This window comes from Geodermatophilus sp. SYSU D01176, from assembly GCF_054050015.1.
The window spans coordinates 1-19,563 of record NZ_JBJGYN010000069.1 but is presented as its reverse complement, the minus strand read 5'-3'; the positions used below and the strand labels follow the sequence as shown (position 1 = coordinate 19,563).

Genomic DNA, 19,563 nt, shown 5'->3' with positions numbered 1-19,563 from the left:
CCCCCCCCCCCCCCCCCCCCCCCCCCCCCCCCCCCCCCCCCCCCCCCCCCCCCCCCCCCCCCCCCCCCCCCCCCCCCCCCCCCCCCCCCCCCCACGACTCCGAGCTGATCAACCGCGGCCTCGCGGCCGCCGCCGGCTACCGCGGCACCTTCGGGCACGAGGCCGAGGACTCGCTCGACGAGCTGCGGGCGACCTTCCACCGCAAGGCGCACACCGCCGCCATGGAGCGGGCGGTCACCGCCCTGCTGCGAGCCGACCGGTCGCTGTCGGAGGACGACGTCGTCCACCTCACCCTGGCCGACCTGCCGGCGGGAGAGTCGACCACCGAGGCGCTGCTGCGCCGCCGGGCCACGGTCGGCCTGCCGACGGACCCCGGCGCACCGGTGCTGGTGGACGCCGACGGCACCCGCCCCGCTCCCGGGACCGCGGCGCTCTACCTGCGCAAGGCCCGCTCGGTGCGCATCTCGATCGACGGGAACGCGCACTTCTGCCGCGGCCTGCTGGCCACCCGCTACCCCGGCGCCGAGGCCGACCAGACGCCCCGGCCCGACGCCGACTCCCGCACCCTGCTCCCCCTGGAGGTCCTGTCATGAGAGCCGTCCGCGTGCACGAGTACCACGCCGATCCCTCGATCGACGACATCCCCGAACCGACGATCCAGGGTCCCCTCGACGTCGTCGTCAGGATCGGCGGCGCCGGCGTCTGCCGCACCGACCTGCACATCCTCGAGGGCCAGTGGGCCGACCTGCAGAACCCGGACCTCCCCTACGTCATCGGGCACGAGAACGCCGGCTGGGTGCACGAGGTCGGGGAGGGGGTCACCAACGTCGCCGTCGGGGACACGGTGATCCTGCACCCCCAGCCCAGCTGCGGCCTGTGCACGGCCTGCCGCGCCGGCCGGGACATGCAGTGCGAGAACGCCTTCTTCCCCGGACTGTCGAACAACGACGGCGGCATGGCCGAGTACCTGCGCACGACCGCCCGGGCCTGCGTGAAGCTCGACCCGAGCACCAACCCGGCCGACGTCGCCGCGCTCGCCGACGCGGGCATCACCGCCTACCACGCCGTCCGCAAGGCGCTGCCGCTGCTGCACGCGGGCACGACGGCGGTCGTGCAGGGCGCCGGCGGCCTCGGCCACATCGGCATCCAGTGCCTGGCCGCGCTGTCGGGCACCCGGATCGTCGTCGTCGACCGCAACCCCGACGCCCTGGAACTCGCCCGGCAGATCGGGGCCGACGAGACCGTGGTCGCCGACGGCAACCAGGTGCAGGCGGTCCAGGACCTCACTGGCGGGGGCGCGAACGTCGTCTTCGACTTCGTCGCCGAGCAGGGCGCGGAGATGGACGGTTGGCACATGACCGGCCCGGCCGGCTCGTACTACGTCATCGGGTACGGCGGCGAGCTCCGGATCCCGACGCTGGACCTCGTCGCCGGCGAGAAGAACATCGTCGGCAACATCGTCGGCACCTACACCGACCTGGCCGAGCTGATGGTGCTCGCGCAGGCCGGGAAGGTCACCCTGCACACCCAGCAGTACCCCCTCGACCGGGCCGTGGACGCGCTCCGCGACCTCGACGCCGGCAAGGTCCGCGGCCGCGCCATCCTCATCCCATGAAAGCGGACCACCCTTCCCCCCGCGCCTCGCAGGTTCGGCGCGGGCCCCTGAACGGTGGCCACGATCCCCTAGGGGACTCTCGATGAAGCGACTGATCGCTCTGGGCACCTCCATCGGCCTGCTCGCGGGCCTGTTCACCTGGGTGGCGCTGTCCGTCACCAGCATCGGCACCTGGCAGGCCCCGCTCGTGGTCTGGATCGGCTTCGCCGCCTGGGCCTGCTTCTACGCCGCCGGCGGCGGGGTCACGGGCCTGGCGAAGGGGCTCGCTGCCAACGTCAGCGGGCTGCTGTGGGGCTTCGCCCTCCTGTGGGCCGCGACGCAGGTCAGTGCCGGGTCGGCCGCCGTCCTCGGCCTGTTCGTCGCGCTGGCGGCGTTCGGCATGTGCGTGCAGGCGGCCGTCGGCCCCCTGTCGTTCATCCCGGGGGCCTTCGTCGGGGCCGCGGCCTACTTCGGCAACCAGGGCGTCTTCTGGGCGACGCTGGCGTCGCTGGTCGCCGGGGCGCTGCTCGCCTACTCGTCGGAGCGCCTCGGGGACGCCATCGAGAAGGTCCTCCCCGGTCGCGGCGCCGCCCCGCTGCCCTCCACCGCCACCGCGTGACCGGGGAGTGACAGGGGACCGGCGCAGCACCAGGTAGCGGCCGGCCGGCGTCCGCGGGCGCCGGCCGGCCGTTCTCTGCCCACGGGCTGTCGGAGCCCGGCACGGGCACGGCACGATACGGCGGGACCGACGACCGGCTCACCGGAGCCGAGGAGGAGACGCCATGTTCCGCAAGGTGCTGGTGGCCAACCGCGGGGAGATCGCGGTGCGCGCCTTCCGCGCGGCCTACGAGCTCGGGGCACAGACGGTCGCCGTCTTCCCGTGGGAGGACCGCAACTCGGTCCACCGGCTCAAGGCCGACGAGAGCTACCAGATCGGCGAGGAGGGGCACCCGGTGCGGGCCTACCTCTCGGTCGACGAGATCGTCGCCGCGGCCCGGCGGGCCGGGGCCGACGCGGTCTACCCCGGCTACGGCTTCCTGTCGGAGAACCCCGACCTGGCCGAGGCGTGCGCGCAGGCGGGCATCACCTTCGTCGGCCCGCCGGCGTCGGTGCTCGAGCTGACCGGCAACAAGGCCCGCGCGATCGCCGCGGCGCGGGACGCGGGCCTCCCCGTGCTCGCCTCGACCGAGCCCAGCGCCGACCTGGACACCCTGCTGGCCGCCGCGGAGGCACTGCCGTTCCCGGTGTTCGTCAAGGCGGTCGCCGGCGGCGGCGGGCGCGGGATGCGGCGGGTGGAGGACCCCGCCGAGCTGGCCGGCGCGGTGCAGGCGGCGATGCGGGAGGCGGAGGCGGCGTTCGGCGACGCGACGGTCTTCTGCGAGCAGGCCGTCGTCGAGCCCCGGCACATCGAGGTGCAGATCCTGGCCGACGGCGCCGGGAACGTGGTGCACCTGTTCGAGCGGGACTGCTCGGTGCAGCGCCGGCACCAGAAGGTCGTGGAGCTGGCGCCGGCGCCGAACCTGGACCCGGCGCTGCGCGAGCGGATCTGCGCCGACGCGGTGGCCTTCGCCCGGGCGATCGGCTACGTCAACGCCGGCACGGTGGAGTTCCTGCTCGACCGGTCCGGCCGGCACGTGTTCATCGAGATGAACCCGCGGATCCAGGTGGAGCACACGGTCACCGAGGAGGTGACCGACGTCGACCTGGTGCAGTCCCAGCTGCGGATCGCGGCGGGGGAGACCCTGGCCGACCTGGGGTTGTCCCAGGAGTCGATCGTGCTGCGCGGTGCGGCGCTGCAGTGCCGGATCACCACCGAGGACCCGGCCAACGGGTTCCGCCCGGACACCGGCCGGATCACCACCTACCGGTCCCCGGGTGGGGCCGGCATCCGGCTGGACGGCGGGGCCTCGCTCGGCGGGCAGGTCGAGGCGCACTTCGACTCGATGCTGGTGAAGCTCACCTGCCGCGGCCGGGACTTCGCCACCGCGGTCGCCCGGGCGCGGCGGGCGGTGGCCGAGTTCCGCATCCGCGGCGTGGCCACCAACATCCCGTTCCTGCAGGCGCTGCTGGACGACCCGGACTTCGCCGCCGGGCGGATCACGACGTCGTTCATCGACCAGCGGCCGCACCTGCTGACCGCGCGCAGCTCCGCCGACCGGGGTACCCGGCTGCTCACCTACCTGGCCGACGTGACGGTGAACCAGCCGCACGGGGAGCGCCCGCACCTGGTCGACCCGGTGTCCAAGCTGCCCGCCGTCGACCTGGCCGGCCCGCCGCCGGACGGCACCCGCCAGCGGCTGCGCGCGGCCGGCCCGGAGGCCTTCGCGGCCGAGCTGCGGGCCCAGACCGCGCTGGCGGTGACCGACACCACGTTCCGGGATGCGCACCAGTCGCTGCTGGCCACCCGGGTGCGCACCAAGGACCTGCTGGGCGTCGCCGGGCACGTGGCCCGCACCGTGCCGCAGCTGTTCAGCCTGGAGTGCTGGGGCGGGGCCACCTACGACGTCGCGCTGCGGTTCCTGCACGAGGACCCGTGGGACCGGCTGGCCGCGCTGCGCGAGGCGGTGCCGAACGTCTGCCTGCAGATGCTGCTGCGCGGCCGAAACACCGTCGGCTACACCCCGTACCCGGAGGCGGTCACCGACGCGTTCGTCCGCGAGGCGGCGGCCACCGGCATCGACGTGTTCCGGGTGTTCGACGCGCTCAACGACGTCTCCCAGATGCGCCCAGCCATCGACGCGGTCCGGGCGACCGGGACGGCGGTCGCGGAGGTGGCGCTGTGCTACACCGGCGACCTGTCCGACCCGGGCGAGGACCTCTACACGCTGGACTACTACCTGCGGCTGGCCGAGCAGATCGTCGCCGCCGGCGCGCACGTGTTGGCGATCAAGGACATGGCCGGGTTGCTGCGCCCGCCCGCGGCGGCGACGCTGGTGACGGCGCTGCGGGAGCGGTTCGACCTGCCGGTGCACCTGCACACCCACGACACCGCCGGCGGGCAGCTCGCCACCCTGCTGGCCGCCTGGACCGCCGGGGTGGACGCGGTCGACGGGGCGGTGGCCTCCATGGCCGGCACCACGAGCCAGCCGCCGCTGTCGGCGATCGTCGCCGCTACCGACGCGACCGAGCGGGCCACCGGCCTGGAGCTGGCCGCGGTCAACGACCTGGAGCCCTACTGGGAGGCGGTCCGCCGGGTCTACGCCCCCTTCGAGTCGGGACTGCCCGCGCCCACCGGGCGGGTGTACACCCACGAGATCCCCGGCGGGCAGCTGTCCAACCTGCGCCAGCAGGCCATCGCCCTCGGTCTGGGGCAGCGCTTCGAGGAGGTCGAGGACGCCTACGCCGCCGCCGACCGGCTGCTCGGCCGGCTGGTCAAGGTCACCCCGTCGTCCAAGGTGGTCGGCGACCTGGCGCTGCAGCTGGTCGGCTCCGGGGTGAAGGTCGAGGACTTCGCCGCCGAGCCCGGCACCTACGACCTGCCCGACTCGGTGATCGGCTTCCTGCGCGGCGAGCTCGGCGACCCGCCCGGCGGCTGGCCCGAGCCGTTCCGCACCCGGGCGCTGGAGGGCCGCCGGCCCGCCGAGCCGCCGGCCGAGCTGTCGGCCGACGACGAGCGCGGGCTGGCAGAAGCGCCGCGGGAGACGCTCAACCGGCTGCTGTTCCCCGGACCCACGCGCGAGTACCGGGCACACGTCGACGCCTACGGCGACGTGTCGGTGCTGCCGACCAAGGAGTTCCTGTACGGGTTGCGGCCCGGCGACGAGCACGCCGTCGACCTCGAGCCCGGTGTCACCCTGCTCATGGGCATCGAGGCCATCGGCGACCCCGACGAGCGCGGCATGCGCACCGTCGTGGGCACCCTCAACGGACAGCTGCGCCCGGTGTCGGTCCGGGACCGGAACGTCGACGCGCAGGTCAAGGCCGCCGAGAAGGCCGACCGCAGCGACCCCGGCCAGGTCGCCGCACCCTTCGCCGGGGTGGTCACCTTACAGGTGAAGGAGGGCGACACCGTGGAGTCCGGGCAGCCGATCGCCACCATCGAGGCGATGAAGATGGAGGCCGCGATCACCGCCCCGGTCGCCGGCACGGTGGAGCGGCTGGCGATCAGCGCCGTCCAGCAGGTGGAGGGCGGTGACCTGCTCGTCGTCCTCCGGTGAGGTGCCCGGCGGCCGGCCCGTCAGCCGGCCGGCCGCCGCGCGGCGGCCCCCAGGTCACGGGCGGCGGCGACCGGAGCTGTGGCCGGGAGCACCGCTGCGGTTGCTCCCGGCCGCGTCAGGCGACCATGCCCACGGGTCGCCTTCCGCGGCCGGTCCGCTCCTCGCTCGCTGCGATGCTCCCGGCCGCGTCAGGCGACCAGCACCACGACCAGCGTGCGCGGCCCGTGCACGCCCTCGACCCGCTGCAGCTCGATGTCGCTGGTGGCCGACGGGCCGCTGATCATCGTCAGCGGCGCGTTCGGGTCCAGCCGGGGGAGCGCCTCGGGGACGCCGCCGACGACCTGCCCGGCCTCGACCACGCAGACCAGGCAGTCGGGCAGCAGCGAGACCGCCCGCCGGCCGGACAGCGGGCTCCCGTCGAGGACCAGCGTGCCGGTCTCGGCGATGGCCACGGCGACCCCGGTCAGCGTCGCGGCGAAGGAGGCCAGCTCGACGGCGGGGCGGCCGTCGTCCTCGGTGGCGCCGTCCGGCCGCCACCCGGCCGGCACCCCGGGGGCGACGACGACCGACGCGGGGTCCCAGCCGGCGCCCAGACCGGTGTCGAGGGCGGCCGCGACGGTGGCCCCGATCTCGTCGGGGCCGCAGCGGAGCACCGAGGCCTTGTAGTCCTCGAGCCGGTCGACGAGGACCTCGCGCAGCTGGTCGGCGGGGCGCTCGTCGGCGGTGCGGTAGTCGCGGGGGACCGTCACCTCCGGACGGTTCTCGCCCAGCGCGGTGCGGATCCGGCCGAGCACCTCCTCGCGCGCGCTCATCGCCCGTGCTCCCGCGCCCAGGCCTGCGTGAAGGTCTCCCGCGGCGGGGCGGGCAGGTCGCGGCTGCGGGTCCAGCCCGAGGCCGGTGGTGGCAGCACCGGCGGCAGCGTCGGCCTCCCGCGGGCGAGGAACCGGCCCAGACCCGCGGCCCGCTGGGTCAGCCGCCACAGCCGCGGGTGCGACATGGCCTTCGCCAGCGCCCGGAAGGCGGCGGCCTCCGGCGTCGTCCTCTCCTGCGCCTCGACGTGCTCGGCGCGCAGGTGCACCAGGATCGAGGGGATGTCGATGGCCACCGGGCAGGCGTCGTAGCAGGCGCCGCACAGCGACGAGGCGTACGGCAGCGACGCGTTGTCCTCGACCCCGGTCAGCTGCGGGGAGAGGACGGCGCCGATCGGGCCCGGGTAGACCGAGCCGTAGGAGTGCCCCCCGGTGCGCTCGTACACCGGGCACACGTTGAGGCAGGCCGAGCAGCGGATGCAGTGCAGCGCCTCGCGGCCCACCTCGTCGGCGAGCACCGCCGTCCGTCCGTTGTCCAGCAGCACGAGGTGGAACTCCTGCGGCCCGTCGCCGGGGGTGACGCCGGTCCACATCGACGTGTAGGGGTTCATCCGCTCGCCGGTGGAGGAGCGGGGGAGCAGCTGCAGGAACACCTCGAGGTCCCGCCAGGCCGGCACCAGCTTCTCGATGCCCATGACGGTGATCAGGGTCTGCGGCAGGGTCAGGCACATCCGGCCGTTGCCCTCGCTCTCGACGACGGCGAGGGTGCCGGTCTCGGCGACGGCGAAGTTGGCGCCGCTGATCGCCACCCGGGCGCGCAGGAACCGCTCCCGCAGGTGGGTGCGGGCCGCCATGGCCAGCCGGCGCGGCTCGTCGGGCAGGTCGCGGTCGGCGCCGGGTCCCTGGAACTGCGGCATGGTCCGCAGGAAGATCTCGCGGATCTCGGCGCGGTTCTTGTGGATCGCCGGCACCAGGATGTGGCTGGGCGCGTCGTCCCCCAGCTGCACGATCAGCTCGGCCAGGTCGGTCTCGTGCGCGGTGATGCCGGCGGCCTCGAGCGCCTCGTTGAGACCGATCTCCTGGGTGGCCATCGACTTGACCTTGACCACCTCGTCGGTGCCGGTGGCCTGCACCAGCCGGGTGACGATCGCGTTGGCCTCGTCGGCGTCGCGCGCCCAGTGCACCGTGCCGCCGCGCGCGGTCACCTGCCGCTCCAGCTCGACCAGGTGCTCGTCAAGCCGCGCCATGGTGGTCGTCTTCAGCGCCTTGCCGGCCTGGCGCAGCTGCTCCCAGTCGGGCACCTCGCCGACCACCTTGGCGCGCTTGGCGCGGATGGTGCTCGTCGCGTGGCCCAGGTTGGCGCGCAGCTGGCCGTCGCGCAGGGCGTCGCGGGCGGCGTCCGGGAACGGCCGGTCGCCGCGCAGGTGGCCGACCCCGCGCGGCGCGGTCGGCAGGCCGAGGAACGTCGTCCCGGAGCGGGGCGCACCCGGGGCGAGCGGCGTGGGGTCGGTGCGCTCGGGGGCGGTGGTCATGCCGGCACCTCGGCGGTTTCCGCGGGAACCGCCGGTCGGGTGGTCTGCTGCGGGGTCACGGCGTCCTCCGTCGAGGCCAGGATCTCGGCCAGGTGCACGGTGCGCGTCCCCGACCGCAGCCGGGAGAGCCCACCGCCGATGTGCATGAGGCAGGAGGCGTCACCGGCGGTGCACACCTCCGCGTGCGTGGACAGGATGTTGGCCATCTTGTCGGTCAGCATCGCCGTCGAGGTGTCGGAGTTCTTGATCGAGAAGGTGCCCCCGAAGCCGCAGCACTGCTCGGCGGCCGGCAGCTCGACCAGCTCCAGGCCGCGCACCGCGCGCAGCAGCTGCAGCGGCCGGTCGCCGACCCGCAGCAGCCGCAGCGAGTGGCAGGTCGGGTGGTAGGTCACCCGGTGCGGGTAGTAGGCGCCGACGTCGGTCACCCCGAGCACGTCGACGAGGAACTGGGAGAGCTCGTAGGTGCGCCCGGCCAGCGCCTCGGCCTCGGCGGCCAGCTCGTCCTCGCCGGCGCGGCGCAGCACCATGGCCTGCTGGTGGTGGATCGAGGCCACGCAGGACCCGGACGGTGACACGACCGCCTCCGCGCCGGCGAAGGCGCGCACGTGGTTGGCGACGATCGGCACCGCCTCGCGCCGGTAGCCGGTGTTGACGTGCATCTGCCCGCAGCAGGCCTGCCCGGCCGGGACGACGACCTCGTGACCCAGCCGCTCCAGCAGCCTCGCCGTGGCCATCGCGACCTGCGGTGCCACCGTGTCGACCAGACACGTGGCGAACAGCGCCACCCTCATGCCGCTCCCTCCCGGTCGGCCGCGACGTCGCGGCGCACCGTGCTCGACCCGTCCAGCCGCCCGGCCGTCGGCCGAGCTCCTGTCGCGGTGCGCACGCCGAGCTCAGGGGGACGGCGGCGACCGCAGCGGTCCCTGTCGTCATACCCCACGAGAGCCGGCTGGGGCGACTCCAGGCCCCTGCCGTGCGCCGTCTCCTGCCGCCGGGTCAGGAGCGCTCGCGCCGGCGCTCGATCGCCTCGAGCACCGTCGTGCGGCCCCGGCCCAGCTCGCGCTCGCCCCTCTCGGCCCCGTCGAGCTGGGAGTCCCCGGACATCCGCCCGACCCGCCGGCGGGCCTCAGCTCCGGGTCCGGGTGGTCCGCCGCGTGGTCCTCCGCCGACTTCCCGCTCACGGGCGCCGGGGTGCCCCCGCACCAGCGACTCCACCCACGCCGGTCAGGACGCGCGTCACCGCGGGGGAGGGACGCAGCTCGACCGGGCGGCCGGCCCGTTCGGCGGCCTCGACGTGGTCGAGCAGCAGCTCGACGCCCGGCCCGGACAGCGCGGTCACCGAGCGGGCGTCGATGCGGTCGATCCGCGCGGGCTCCCGGCCGTAGCGGCGCCAGAACGCATCGACGGCGGCGGCGTCGACGGCACCGGCCAGGCAGAGCAGCCGGCCACCGGTGGTGTTCAGCAGGCGGACGACGCCGCGCCTCCCCACGGCGCTGTCGGGGGTCTCCAGGCTCACGGCTCCAGTGTCCGGTGGCGGACGGGTCCGGGCGGCGCACCCGCGACCCCGGCTGTTCACCCCCACGGGTCACGGGCGTCCACCCTCGCGACATAGCGTGCTGACGCCCTGACTCGTCGTCGATCGAGGAGATCCCGAATGAGGTCCCGTCCCCTGACGGCCACGACCGCCACCGCGTGCCTGGCCGTCCTCGCCGTCGCGACCGCCGCCCCCGCCGCGGCTGGTCCCGAGGAGAAGGCCGGCCCGCCGGTCGAGGTGCAGCTGCTCGCCTTCAACGACTTCCACGGCGCCCTCGAGCCGCCGACCGGCTCCGGCGGGCGCGTGACGCTGCCCAACGGCGACGTCGAGGCCGGTGGCCTGGCCTCCTTCGCCACCCACCTGGAGCAGGAGGCCGAGAACCGCAACACGCTGACGATCAGCAACGGCGACCTGGTCGGCGGCAGCCCGTTCCTCTCGGCCCTGTTCCGCGACGAGCCGACCGTGGACGCGATGGACGCCCTGGGCCTCGACATCGCCACCGTCGGCAACCACGAGTTCGACGAGGGCGTTGCCGAGCTGCAGCGGGTCGTCGACGGCGGCGCCTGCCACCCGGCCGACGGCTGCCTGGACGGCGACGGCTACGACGGCTCCGACGCCGACTGGCTGGCCGCCAACGTCGTCGACCAGGGGAGCCGGGAGCCGATCGCGGCGCCCTACGAGGTGTACGAGTTCGACGGCGTACGCCTCGGCGTCATCGGGGCGGTCCTCGAGGGCACGCCCTCCATCGTCTCGGCGGCGGGCATCGCCGGCGTCGAGTTCCTCGACGAGGTCGAGACGATCAACCGCTACGCCGCGGAGCTGCAGCAGCAGGGCGTCGAGGCCATCGTGGTCTCGCTGCACGAGGGTGGCACCGCGGGTGGCGACGTGGACGGCTGCACCGATCCGACCGGCCCGGCCTTCGACATCGCCGGCGCGATCGACGACGCCGTCGACGTCGTGCTGACCGGGCACTCCCACAGCGGGTACGTCTGCACGGTCGACGGCAAGCTGGTCACCCAGGCGCTGTCCAACGGCCGGTTGATCACCGACGTCGACCTGCGGATCAGCCGCCGGACCGGAGACGTGATCACCAGCAAGGCCGACAACGTGGTCGTCACCCGCGACGTCGCGCCCGACGCGGACGCCCAGGCGCTCGTCGCCCGGTACCAGGAGATCGCCGAGCCGATCGCGAACGAGCCGGTCGGAGCGATCACCGGTGACGTCCTGCGGGCCCAGGAGCCCCTGGTCGGCGACCTCCGCGGGGAGTCGCCGCTGGGCAACCTGATCGCCGACGCGCAGCTCGCCGCCACCGACGAGGAGGCCGGCGCCGTCGCGGCGTTCACGAACCCCGGTGGCGTGCGGGCCGACCTGACCCACGCCTCGTCGGGCGCCGCCGAGGGCGACGGGGTGGTGACCTACGGCGAGGCCTTCGCCGTGCAGCCGTTCAACAACCTGCTCACCACGCTGACCCTCACCGGTGACCAGCTCTACGCGCTGCTCGACCAGCAGTTCGCGGTGGGGCGCGTGCTGCAGCCCTCCGCCAGCGTCCGGTACACGGTCACCGGGGGCGCCGTCGCGCCGGACTCGCTGACCATCGACGGCGCCCCCGTCGTCCGGACGGAGACCTACCGGATCACGGTCAACAACTTCCTCGCCGGCGGCGGGGACGGCTTCACCGTGCTCACCGAGGGCACCGACGCCGTCAACCAGCCCGGGTTCGACGTGGATGCCTTCATCGCGTACCTGTCCACCGGGGAGCCGGTGGCCCCGCCGGCCACCGACCGGATCACCGTGGCCGGCTGACCCGGCACCGCTCCGCGGCGGGCGTCGCCGGTCTCCACGACCGGCGGCGCCCGCTGCCGCGTCTCGGTGGGGACCCCGGCGACGGCGTCGGGGAGGATGGTGGCGTGGAGAGCCGCGTCGACGTCGCACACCCCGGGACGGCGCAGCGCTTCGGCGCCCAGGTCGAGGCGGCGGCCCGCCGGCTGGCCGGGGTGGCCGAGCGGACGCCGCTGCAGCGCAACGCCCGGCTGTCGGCGAGGACGGGGGTCGACGTCTGGCTGAAGCGGGAGGACCTGCAGGTCGGCCGGTCCTACAAGATCCGCGGCGCCTACAACACGATCAGCCAGCTGGACGCCGATCGTCAGGCCGCCGGCGTGGTCTGCGCCAGCGCCGGGAACCACGGCCAGGGCGTCGCCTACGCCTGCCGGGCGCTGGGGGTGCGCGGCTCGGTCGTCGTCCCGGGGACGACGCCGCGGCAGAAGCGGGACCGCATCGCCGCCCTGGGCGGGGAGTTCGTCGAGCTCGTGGTCACCGGTGACTCCTACGACGAGGCCGCGGCCGCCGCGCTGGCCCGCGCCCGCGACACCGGGGCGACGCTGGTGCCCGCCTTCGACGCCGTCGACACCGTGGTCGGGCAGGCGACGGTCGCGCTGGAGCTCCTCGAGCAGCTCCCGGTACCGCCGGACGTCGTCGTCCTCCCCGTGGGAGGCGGTGGCCTGCTGGCCGGCTGCGCCACCTGGCTGCGGCTGCACAGCCCCGGCACCCGCATCGTCGGCGTGGAGCCGGCCGGGGCGGCGAGCATGGCCGCGGCGCTGGCCGCCGATTCGCCGGTCGAGTTGTCGCAGCTGGACACCTTCGTCGACGGCGCCGCCGTCCGCCGCGTCGGGGACGTGACCTTCCCGCTGGTGCGCGACTCGGGCGCGGAGCTGGTCGCGGTGCCCGAGGGCCAGATCTGCACCGAGATGCTGGACCTCTACCAGGTGGACGGCGTCATCGCCGAGCCCGCCGGTGCGCTGGCGACCGCCGCGCTGACCGGCGGGCTGGTCCCGGTCGAGCCGGGGCAGACGGTGGTCTGCCTGCTGTCGGGCGGCAACAACGACGTCAGCCGCTACGCCGAGGTGGTCGAGCGCTCGCTGGTCCACCGCGGCCTCAAGCACTACTTCCTCATCGAGTTCCCGCAGGAGCCCGGCGCGCTGCGCCGCTTCCTCGACGAGGTGCTCGGTCCGGACGACGACATCGTGCTGTTCGAGTACGTCAAGCGCGACAACCGGGAGACCGGCGCCGCGCTCACCGGCATCGAGCTCGGCAGCGCGGCGGACTTCCCGGCGCTGCTGGCCCGGATCGAGGCCAGTCCGCTGCGCATCGAGCACGTCGCGCCGGGGACGACGGCCTACCGGTTCCTCGTCTGAACACGGCTCGCTGACCGAGGCGCTGGTCCGCGCGCTGGGCGCAGGTCTTCGGGGCGCTGCCCGGCGTCCGGGGAGCACGGTTTACTGCACTCTGGTCTCACTGGGGCTGGCTCAGTGCGGCGCCCGCTGCAAGTTGAGCGCAGTTGTACACGCTTGTGACCTGCGAATTCGTCTTGCTTATCACCCAACTCGAACGTACGATCGAAGACGTGGGGGACGGGGCGCGGGTCAGTGCGGTGACCGCTGACGCGCCGGTCGTGGGGTGGGCGGCCGGGCCGTTGGGTGCGGTGCAGGCCGCGGACCGGGAGATCGCCCGGGCCACGGCGGTGCGGGCGCGGGCGGTGGCGGCGTTCGCGGCGTCCCGGCCGGCCAGTGCGGATCGGGCGCAGGGCGAGCGCGGGGCGATGTCGGCCGAGCGGTGGGCGGCGCGCCCGGAGGTGCTGCGGCCGGTGTCGGAGTGGGCCACCCCGGAGCTGGCGATCGCGCTGAACCTGACCCAGCCGGGTGCGGCGAAGTTGTTGGAGGAGTCGCTGACGCTGGTGCAGCGGCTGCCGGGCACGCTGGCGGCGCTGGAATCCGGGCTGATCCACCGCGGGCACCTGTGGCACCTGATCGACAAGGTCGCCCCCATCAGCAACGACGCGCTGCGGGCGGAGGTCGAGGCCGACCTGCTGGCCTGGGTGGGGCGCCGTCGGACGGTGACCAGCCCGTCGCAGCTGGGCGACAAGGCGCGGGTGGTGGTCGCCCGGCGGGACGCGGCCGCGGCGGCCCGGCGGCTGGCCCGGGCGCTGAAGGAGCGCGGCGTCTCCCTGCGGCCGGAGCGGGCCGAGGGGATGGCGGCGCTGACGGTGGTGTGCACCATGCCCGAGGCCCGGGCGCTGCACGCGGCCCTGGTGCAGTGCGCCGAGGCGCTGGTCGACGAGCCCGGCGGGCCGGTGCGCACGCGCGGGCAGAAGATGGTCGACGCGCTGCTGGACCTGGTGCTGCGCCCGGGGGAGGGCGAGCTGCCGCCGGTGCGGGTGCTGCTGACCATCGTGGCCTCGGTGGCGACCATGCTGGGCGGGGACGCGCCGGGCGAGGTGGACGGGGAGCTGGTGCCGGCGGAGATGGCCCGGCAGCTGGTGCGCGCCTTCGCCGGCCACGATCCGGCCGCGAGCGCCGATCCGGCCGCGAGCGCCGATCCGGCCGGTCCGGCGGCTGGGGTCACGCCCGCGGTAGACCTGCCCTGGCAGGAGGCCGATCCGGCCGCGAGCGCCGATCCGGCCGGTCCGGCGGCTGGGGTCACGCCCGCGGTAGACCTGCCCTGGCAGGAGGCCGAGCAGGCCGCGCTGGCCGCCTGGTGGGACCGGATGGAGGCCCGGCTGCTGGCCGGTGAACTCGACGAGCCCGAGTGGCCGCCGGACTCACCGCCCGCCGGCGGCCGGCTCGACCGCGGCGTCGACCCGGTGGCCAACGGCGCCGACCACCCCGACCCGCTGGACGATCCGGGCGGCCTCCCGCCCGCCGGGCCATGGGGCACCGACTCGCACCCGGACATCGACCCGCCCCCGGGTGGCTGGTGGGCGGCCGCGGATCGGGCGGTCGACGACGCCGGGGCGGCGGTGCACGCCGCCCGGCTGGCGCTCGGCCACGCCCGGCGGTCGGTGTGCACCGCCGAGCAGGCCGAGGCCGCCGACGAGGCCGCCTGGCGGGCGAGTGCCGCCGGACGGGTCGACGCCGCACCCGACGCGCTCGGCGCGCTGGCCGCCGCGGCGGACGCCCAGTGGGCCGAGCTGGCCGCGCTGCTGGACGCCACGGCCGGGGGTGGGCTGGCCGACCGGCCCCGCCTGGTGCTCGCCGACGCGGTCACCGGCGCGCTGCTGACCCTGACCGACCTGCCCGGGCTGCGCCGGGCCGGGCACTGCGGCGCCCGGGCCTGCCGGCGGCGGCCGGAGGCCTGCACCCACGACCTGAGCGGCCGGCCCGGGCTCGGCCGGCCGGGCCCCACCGCCGGCTACCGGCCCCGCGCGGCGCTGGACCGGCAGGGCCGGGCGCGGGACCGGCGCTGCCGGTTCCCCGGCTGCCGGCGGCGCGTGCCGCAGGCCGGCGAGCTGGACCACCACCGGCCCCATGCCGAGGGGGGAGAGACCGCCGCGGCCAACCTGGCCGGCTACTGCACCACCGACCACCGCGGCAAGCACCAGGCGCCGGGCTGGCGACAGGACCTCGCCCCCGACGGCACCCTCACCGTCACCACCGCGTCGGGCTTGACCGCCGTCACCACCCCGCCGCCGTACTGAACAGCAGCGCGTCCCGGCAGGTGCGTCGTCCGGCGCGCGGCACGAGGCGGGAGCTCCGGCCGCGCGGCGGGTGTGACAGTTCCTCCCATGGCGATCGAGGTGACCACCCGCCCGCTCACCGAGAGCGACCGCGAGCTGCTGCGGACGGCGACCGTGACGAACGTGAACTGGAGAGGGGACCAGCGGTTCACCTTCCGCGACGTCGACGAGACCCCCGAGCTGCGCCACTACTGCGTCCTCCGACCTGAGCGCGGCGACTTCGGTCTCGTCGCCGGGCGGGACGGCCGCACCGTGGGGGTGGTGTGGGCGCTCGTCCTCGCCGGGGCGGACCGCGGCTACGGCCACGTGGCCGACGACGTCCCCGAGGTCAGCCTCTGCGTGTGGTCCGGCTACCGCGGCCAGGGGATCGGCGGTGGGCTGCTGCGCCAGGCGCTCGAGGAGGCCCGCCGGCGGGGGTACCCGCGGGTCAGCCTCAGCGTCGAGCCCGGCAACCCCTCCGTGCACCTGTACCGCGCAGCCGGGTTCCGCCCCGTGCCGGGCGCCGCGGAGGGGACGATGGCCGCCGATCTCTGACCGCGGCGCCGGTCCCGGTCGATACGCCGGGCCAGGGCGTGCAGGCGCTCGCCAGGAACCCGGGTCGCGCCCGCGGGGGCCGGCGTGCCACGGCCGGGGGAACGCGCTCGCGCCCCGGTCCTCGGTACCGCAGGGTCCGGCGGGCGGGGGCCGGCCGGGACGAGGAGTGCGACGGGTGGAGCAGCCGGAGCGCCGACCACGGAGCCGCTACGAGCGGGACGTCGAACGCGGGCGGCAGCGCGACCGCGCGAACGACCGCGCGTGGATGGCGCAGTACCTGAGGGAACCGTTCGGCTCCTTCCTCGTCAAGCAACTCGCCTGGGGCGCCGTCGGCTTCGCCCTCAGGCTGCTGCTGGTCAGCTGGACCCTCGCCGTCCTCAACGCCGTGGTGTTCACCGGCACGGGTCTGGTCGGCCGCGCATGGGTGCGGCGGCGGTACCACCTGGACGCCGCGCAGGAGTAGCGGTCAGGACGGCGTCAGGTCGGTGCGGTGCAGCACCCGGCCGCCGACGTCCCGCAGCTCCACGGTCATCACCCCGCTGTCGCCGTCGACGCGGACGTGCCCGAGGAACTGCGAGGAGTCGTTGGGCTCCTCGCCCGCCCGCCCGCCGGCCGGTCCGGGAGAAGACCACCTGCGGGCCGAACGTCCCGTCGAGCTCGTTCGGACCGAAGGCGCCCGCGTGCAGCGGCCCGGACACGAACTCCCAGAACGGGTCGAAGTCGGCGAAGGCCGCCCGCTCGGGGGAGTAGTGGTGCGCTGCCGTGTAGTGGACGTCGGCGGTCAGCAGACGACGTTGCGGACGCCGTGCCGCTTGAGGTCCGACAGCAGCCGGGCGATCTCCTGCTCCCTGCCCAGCGGCCGGCGGGGGTCGCGGTTGGCGATGCCCTCCTGGGCGACCTCGCCGTCGGGGACGACCAGCCCGATCGGCATGTCCCAGGCAACCACCTCCCACAGCGCCCGCGACCCCGTGAGCTGCCGGGTGACCCGCGCGAGCTGCTCCTCACCGAGGATGCGGGTGCCCGGTCCGTCGGCGGCCAGGTTGTCGGTGTTCGGGCCCCGGTGGGTGCGCAGGTCGAGCGCGACCACGTCCACCAGCGGGCCGTACGGCAGCATCCGCTGCACCCGGTCGCCGCCGAGCGGCGTGTACCGGAGAAGGCCCGGCGGGCGCGGCCGGCCAGCGTGTCGACGTCCCGGACCGTGTACCGCTCGTCGGTGAGGACCTCGCCCGGGTACCAGTTGTTGGTGACCTCGTGGTCGTCCCACTGCACCACCAGCGGCACCTCGGCGGCCATGCCGCGCACGTTGGCGTCGAGCAGGTTGTAGCGGTACTGGCCGCGGTACTCGTCGAGCGTCTCGGCCACCTTGCTCTTCTCCGGCGTGACGACGTTGCGCCACACCGTGCCGTCGGGCAGCTCGACCCTCTCCTGCAGCGGCCCGTCGGCGTAGACGTTGTCGCCCGGGTGCAGGAAGAAGTCCGGCTGCAGGCGGCGGACCGCCTCGAACCCGGAGACGCTGCGGTGCACGGGCCGGGAGCACGCGGTGAACACCGGGTCGGGCCGCCCGGCCTCCGCGTGTACCCGCACACCCGGCCGGGGAAGGAGTCCTCCCTCCCCGGGTGGCCGCCCGCGGGACCCGGAGGGAGCCCACCGTGCAGCCGCTGGACGCCGACGCCCTGCCCTCGCTGGCCGGCGTCCTGCCGGTCCCGACCTACGACAGGTCCCCGCTGCGCGCCGGCATCGTCCACCTCGGCGTCGGTGGCTTCGCCCGCTCCCACCTGGCCGCGTACCTCGACCGGCTGTTGGAGCGGGGGAGCGCGCGGGAGTGGGCCCTCTGCGGCGTCGGCGTGCTGCCCGCCGACCGCCGGATGGCCGAGGTCATGGCCGCGCAGGACGGCCTCTACACGCTGCTCGTCCGGCACCCCGACGGCACCGTCGAGCCGCGGGTGGTCGGGTCGCTGGTGCAGTACCTGCTGGCCCCCGACGACCCCGAGGCGGTCGTCGAGCGGATGGCGGCAGCGACGACGCGCATCGTCTCGCTCACGGTGACCGAGGGCGGCTACAACGTCGACCCGGTGACGGGGGAGTTCGACGCGACCGAGCCCGGCGTCGTCCGCGACCTGAGGCCGGGCGCGGTGCCGGCGACGTCCTTCGGCCTGGTCACCGAGGCCCTGGCCCGCCGGCGCGACCGGGGCCTCCCGCCGTTCACCGTGCTGTCCTGCGACAACGTGCAGCACAACGGGGACGTCGCCCGGCGCAGCTTCGCCGCCTTCGCGACGCTGCGCGACCCGGAGCTCGGCGCGTGGGTCGAGCGGGAGGTGGCCTTCCCGAACTCGATGGTCGACCGGATCACCCCCGCCACCACGGACGACGACCGTGCCGAGGCGGCCCGGCTGCTCGGCGTCGAGGACCGCTGGCCGGTGGTCTGCGAGCCCTACACCCAGTGGGTGCTGGAGGACCGCTTCGGACTCGGCCGCCCGCCCCTGGAGGACGTCGGGGTCCAGCTCGTCGACGACGTGGAGCCGTACGAGCTGATGAAGCTCCGGCTGCTCAACGCCGGTCACCAGGCGCTGGCCTACCTCGGGGCGCTCGCCGGGCACCGGATGGTGCACGAGGTCGCGCAGGACCCGCTGTTCGTCCGGCTGCTCCTCGGCTACATGGAGCGGGAGGCGACGCCGTCCCTGCGGCCGGTGCCCGGCATCGACCTCGACGGCTACCGCCGCACCGTGCTCGCCCGCTTCGCCAGCCCGGCGATCCGCGACACCCTCGCGCGCCTGGCCGTCGACGGCTCCGAGCGGTTGACCAAGTTCCTCCTGCCCGTCGTGCGGGAGAACCTCGCGGCCGGCCGGGAGGTGCACCGGTCGGCCACGGTGCTCGCCGGCTGGGCGCGGTACTGCGAGGGGGTGGACGAGCAGGGGCGGCCGATCGAGGTGATCGACCGCCGGCGGGAGATGCTGCTGCGCAACGCCCGCCGCCAGCGCGAGGACCCGCTCGCCTTCCTCGCCGACCGCGAGCTGTTCGGCGACCTGGTGGACGACGCGCGCCTCACCGGTCCCTACCTCGCCGCCCTGGACTCCCTGCACCGCCGCGGCGCCCGGGCCACCGTCGAGGACCTGGTCGTGGGGGAGCCCCCGGTCCCCAGCGAGGCCACGGGGCACTGACAGCTCCGTCACAGGTTCCGGGTCGATCATCTCCCCGACGGCTGGACATCCCGGCCGCGGATCGAGGAGACAACCGTGCGCAAGAAGTTGGTCGTCGCCGCCGCAGCCGGCGCTCTCACGCTCACCGGGCTGGCCGTGGCGGTCCCCGCCATCGCCGCCACCGAGGACACCGACGGCAGCTCGACGTCCGTCGTGGACCGCATCAAGGACGCGCTGTCCGGCCTGGTCGACGACGGGTCGATCACCCAGGAGCAGGCCGACGAAGTGGCCACCACGCTCGACGGCGCCGGCTTCGGCCGGCACGGCGGCCACGGCGGCTGGTTCGGCCTGGAGACCGCCGCCGAGACGCTGGGCATGACCGAGGACGAGCTGCGCACCGCGCTCGAGGCCGAGGGGGCCACCCTGGCGACGGTCGCCGAGCAGCAGGGCGTGTCGGTCGACGCGCTCGTCGACGCGCTGGTCGCGGCCAAGCAGGAGCGCATCGCGGAAGCGGTCGAGGAGGGCATGCCGCAGGACGTGGCCGACGAGCGGCTGGCCGACCTGGAGCAGCGGGTCACCGAGTGGGTCAACTCGACCCACGAGGACATGCCGGGCGGTGGCCGGGGCTGGTGGGGTCACCACGACGACTGACCGGCACGAGTCGTGGGGGGGGGGGGGGGGGGGGGGGGGGGGGGGGGGGGGGGGGGGGGGGGGGGGGGGGGGGGGGGGGGGGGGGGGGGGGGGGGGGGGGGGGGGG

Annotated in this window: 15 protein-coding genes and 2 pseudogenes; 11 read left to right on the top strand and 6 right to left on the bottom strand. The window is 75.4% G+C overall.

The window, feature by feature from the left end; genetic code table 11:
- Positions 1-221 precede the first annotated feature (221 nt).
- From ACI78Z_RS23060 to ACI78Z_RS23045, 4 genes are all read left to right on the top strand, one after another.
- Complete coding sequence (locus ACI78Z_RS23060) at positions 222-593, top strand: hypothetical protein (protein ID WP_457038867.1); 372 nt, start codon at positions 222-224, stop codon at positions 591-593.
- Positions 590-1,615, top strand: coding sequence for an NAD(P)-dependent alcohol dehydrogenase (locus ACI78Z_RS23055; RefSeq protein ID WP_457038866.1), 1,026 nt, complete (start codon positions 590-592; stop codon positions 1,613-1,615). The genes ACI78Z_RS23060 and ACI78Z_RS23055 overlap by 4 nt, the downstream gene beginning before the upstream one ends.
- An 82-nt stretch (positions 1,616-1,697) precedes the next feature.
- The gene (locus ACI78Z_RS23050; RefSeq protein ID WP_457038865.1) at positions 1,698-2,213 is read left to right on the top strand and encodes a DUF1097 domain-containing protein; all 516 of its coding nucleotides are present in this window, start codon (positions 1,698-1,700) and stop codon (positions 2,211-2,213) included.
- A 163-nt stretch (positions 2,214-2,376) separates the two neighbouring features.
- Complete coding sequence (locus tag ACI78Z_RS23045) at positions 2,377-5,751, top strand: pyruvate carboxylase (protein ID WP_457038864.1); 3,375 nt, start codon at positions 2,377-2,379, stop codon at positions 5,749-5,751.
- A gap of 188 nt (positions 5,752-5,939) precedes the next feature.
- On the opposite strand, the gene ACI78Z_RS23040 is transcribed toward ACI78Z_RS23045, so the two are convergent.
- From ACI78Z_RS23040 to ACI78Z_RS23025, 4 genes are all read right to left on the bottom strand, one after another.
- Entirely contained in the window at positions 5,940-6,563 is a 624-nt protein-coding gene (locus ACI78Z_RS23040; RefSeq protein WP_457038863.1) for a LutC/YkgG family protein, read from the bottom strand.
- A complete protein-coding gene (locus tag ACI78Z_RS23035; RefSeq protein WP_457038862.1) occupies positions 6,560-8,092 on the bottom strand; it encodes a LutB/LldF family L-lactate oxidation iron-sulfur protein in 1,533 nt (510 codons plus the stop codon). The genes ACI78Z_RS23040 and ACI78Z_RS23035 overlap by 4 nt, the downstream gene beginning before the upstream one ends.
- Positions 8,089-8,883, bottom strand: a complete 795-nt coding sequence (locus ACI78Z_RS23030) for a (Fe-S)-binding protein (protein ID WP_457038861.1) — start codon at positions 8,881-8,883, stop codon at positions 8,089-8,091. Before ACI78Z_RS23030 ends, ACI78Z_RS23035 begins: the two co-directional genes overlap by 4 nt.
- 386 nt (positions 8,884-9,269) lie before the next feature.
- Positions 9,270-9,608: a hypothetical protein gene (locus tag ACI78Z_RS23025; RefSeq protein WP_457038860.1), complete on the bottom strand. Its 339-nt coding sequence runs from the start codon at positions 9,606-9,608 to the stop codon at positions 9,270-9,272.
- Between the two features lie 138 nt (positions 9,609-9,746).
- Here ACI78Z_RS23025 and ACI78Z_RS23020 point away from each other — a divergent pair, with 138 nt between their 5' ends.
- The 5 genes from ACI78Z_RS23020 (at position 9,747) to ACI78Z_RS23000 (ending at position 16,132) form a co-directional block, all read left to right on the top strand.
- Positions 9,747-11,429 (top strand): bifunctional metallophosphatase/5'-nucleotidase, encoded by a 1,683-nt coding sequence (locus tag ACI78Z_RS23020; protein ID WP_457038859.1) that lies wholly within the window; start codon positions 9,747-9,749, stop codon positions 11,427-11,429.
- A gap of 104 nt (positions 11,430-11,533) precedes the next feature.
- The gene (gene ilvA / locus ACI78Z_RS23015; protein WP_457038858.1) at positions 11,534-12,817 is read left to right on the top strand and encodes a threonine ammonia-lyase IlvA; all 1,284 of its coding nucleotides are present in this window, start codon (positions 11,534-11,536) and stop codon (positions 12,815-12,817) included.
- A gap of 209 nt (positions 12,818-13,026) precedes the next feature.
- Positions 13,027-15,096: a DUF222 domain-containing protein gene (locus ACI78Z_RS23010; RefSeq protein WP_457038857.1), complete on the top strand. Its 2,070-nt coding sequence runs from the start codon at positions 13,027-13,029 to the stop codon at positions 15,094-15,096.
- Between the two features lie 87 nt (positions 15,097-15,183).
- Positions 15,184-15,669 carry an N-acetyltransferase family protein gene (locus tag ACI78Z_RS23005; RefSeq protein WP_457038856.1) on the top strand — a complete coding sequence of 162 codons (486 nt, stop codon included), beginning with the start codon at positions 15,184-15,186 and terminating at the stop codon, positions 15,667-15,669.
- A 175-nt stretch (positions 15,670-15,844) separates the two neighbouring features.
- A complete protein-coding gene (locus ACI78Z_RS23000; protein WP_457038855.1) occupies positions 15,845-16,132 on the top strand; it encodes a hypothetical protein in 288 nt (95 codons plus the stop codon).
- Here the strand turns inward: ACI78Z_RS23000 and ACI78Z_RS22995 are convergent.
- Positions 16,062-16,783, bottom strand: a pseudogene (locus ACI78Z_RS22995) (alkaline phosphatase D family protein). The gene ACI78Z_RS23000 and the pseudogene ACI78Z_RS22995 overlap by 71 nt on opposite strands.
- 50 nt (positions 16,784-16,833) lie before the next feature.
- Positions 16,834-17,217 (bottom strand): annotated as a pseudogene (locus ACI78Z_RS22990) (alkaline phosphatase D family protein); the annotation flags it as partial.
- Between the two features lie 101 nt (positions 17,218-17,318).
- On the opposite strand from ACI78Z_RS22990, the gene ACI78Z_RS22985 reads away from it, so the two are divergent.
- Together ACI78Z_RS22985 and ACI78Z_RS22980 are read left to right on the top strand one after the other, a co-directional pair.
- On the top strand, positions 17,319-18,827 hold the full coding sequence (locus tag ACI78Z_RS22985) for a mannitol dehydrogenase family protein (protein WP_457038854.1): 1,509 nt from the start codon (positions 17,319-17,321) through the stop codon (positions 18,825-18,827).
- Positions 18,828-18,902: 75 nt separating this feature from the next.
- The gene (locus ACI78Z_RS22980) at positions 18,903-19,457 is read left to right on the top strand and encodes a hypothetical protein (protein ID WP_457038853.1); all 555 of its coding nucleotides are present in this window, start codon (positions 18,903-18,905) and stop codon (positions 19,455-19,457) included.
- Positions 19,458-19,563: the final 106 nt, after the last annotated feature.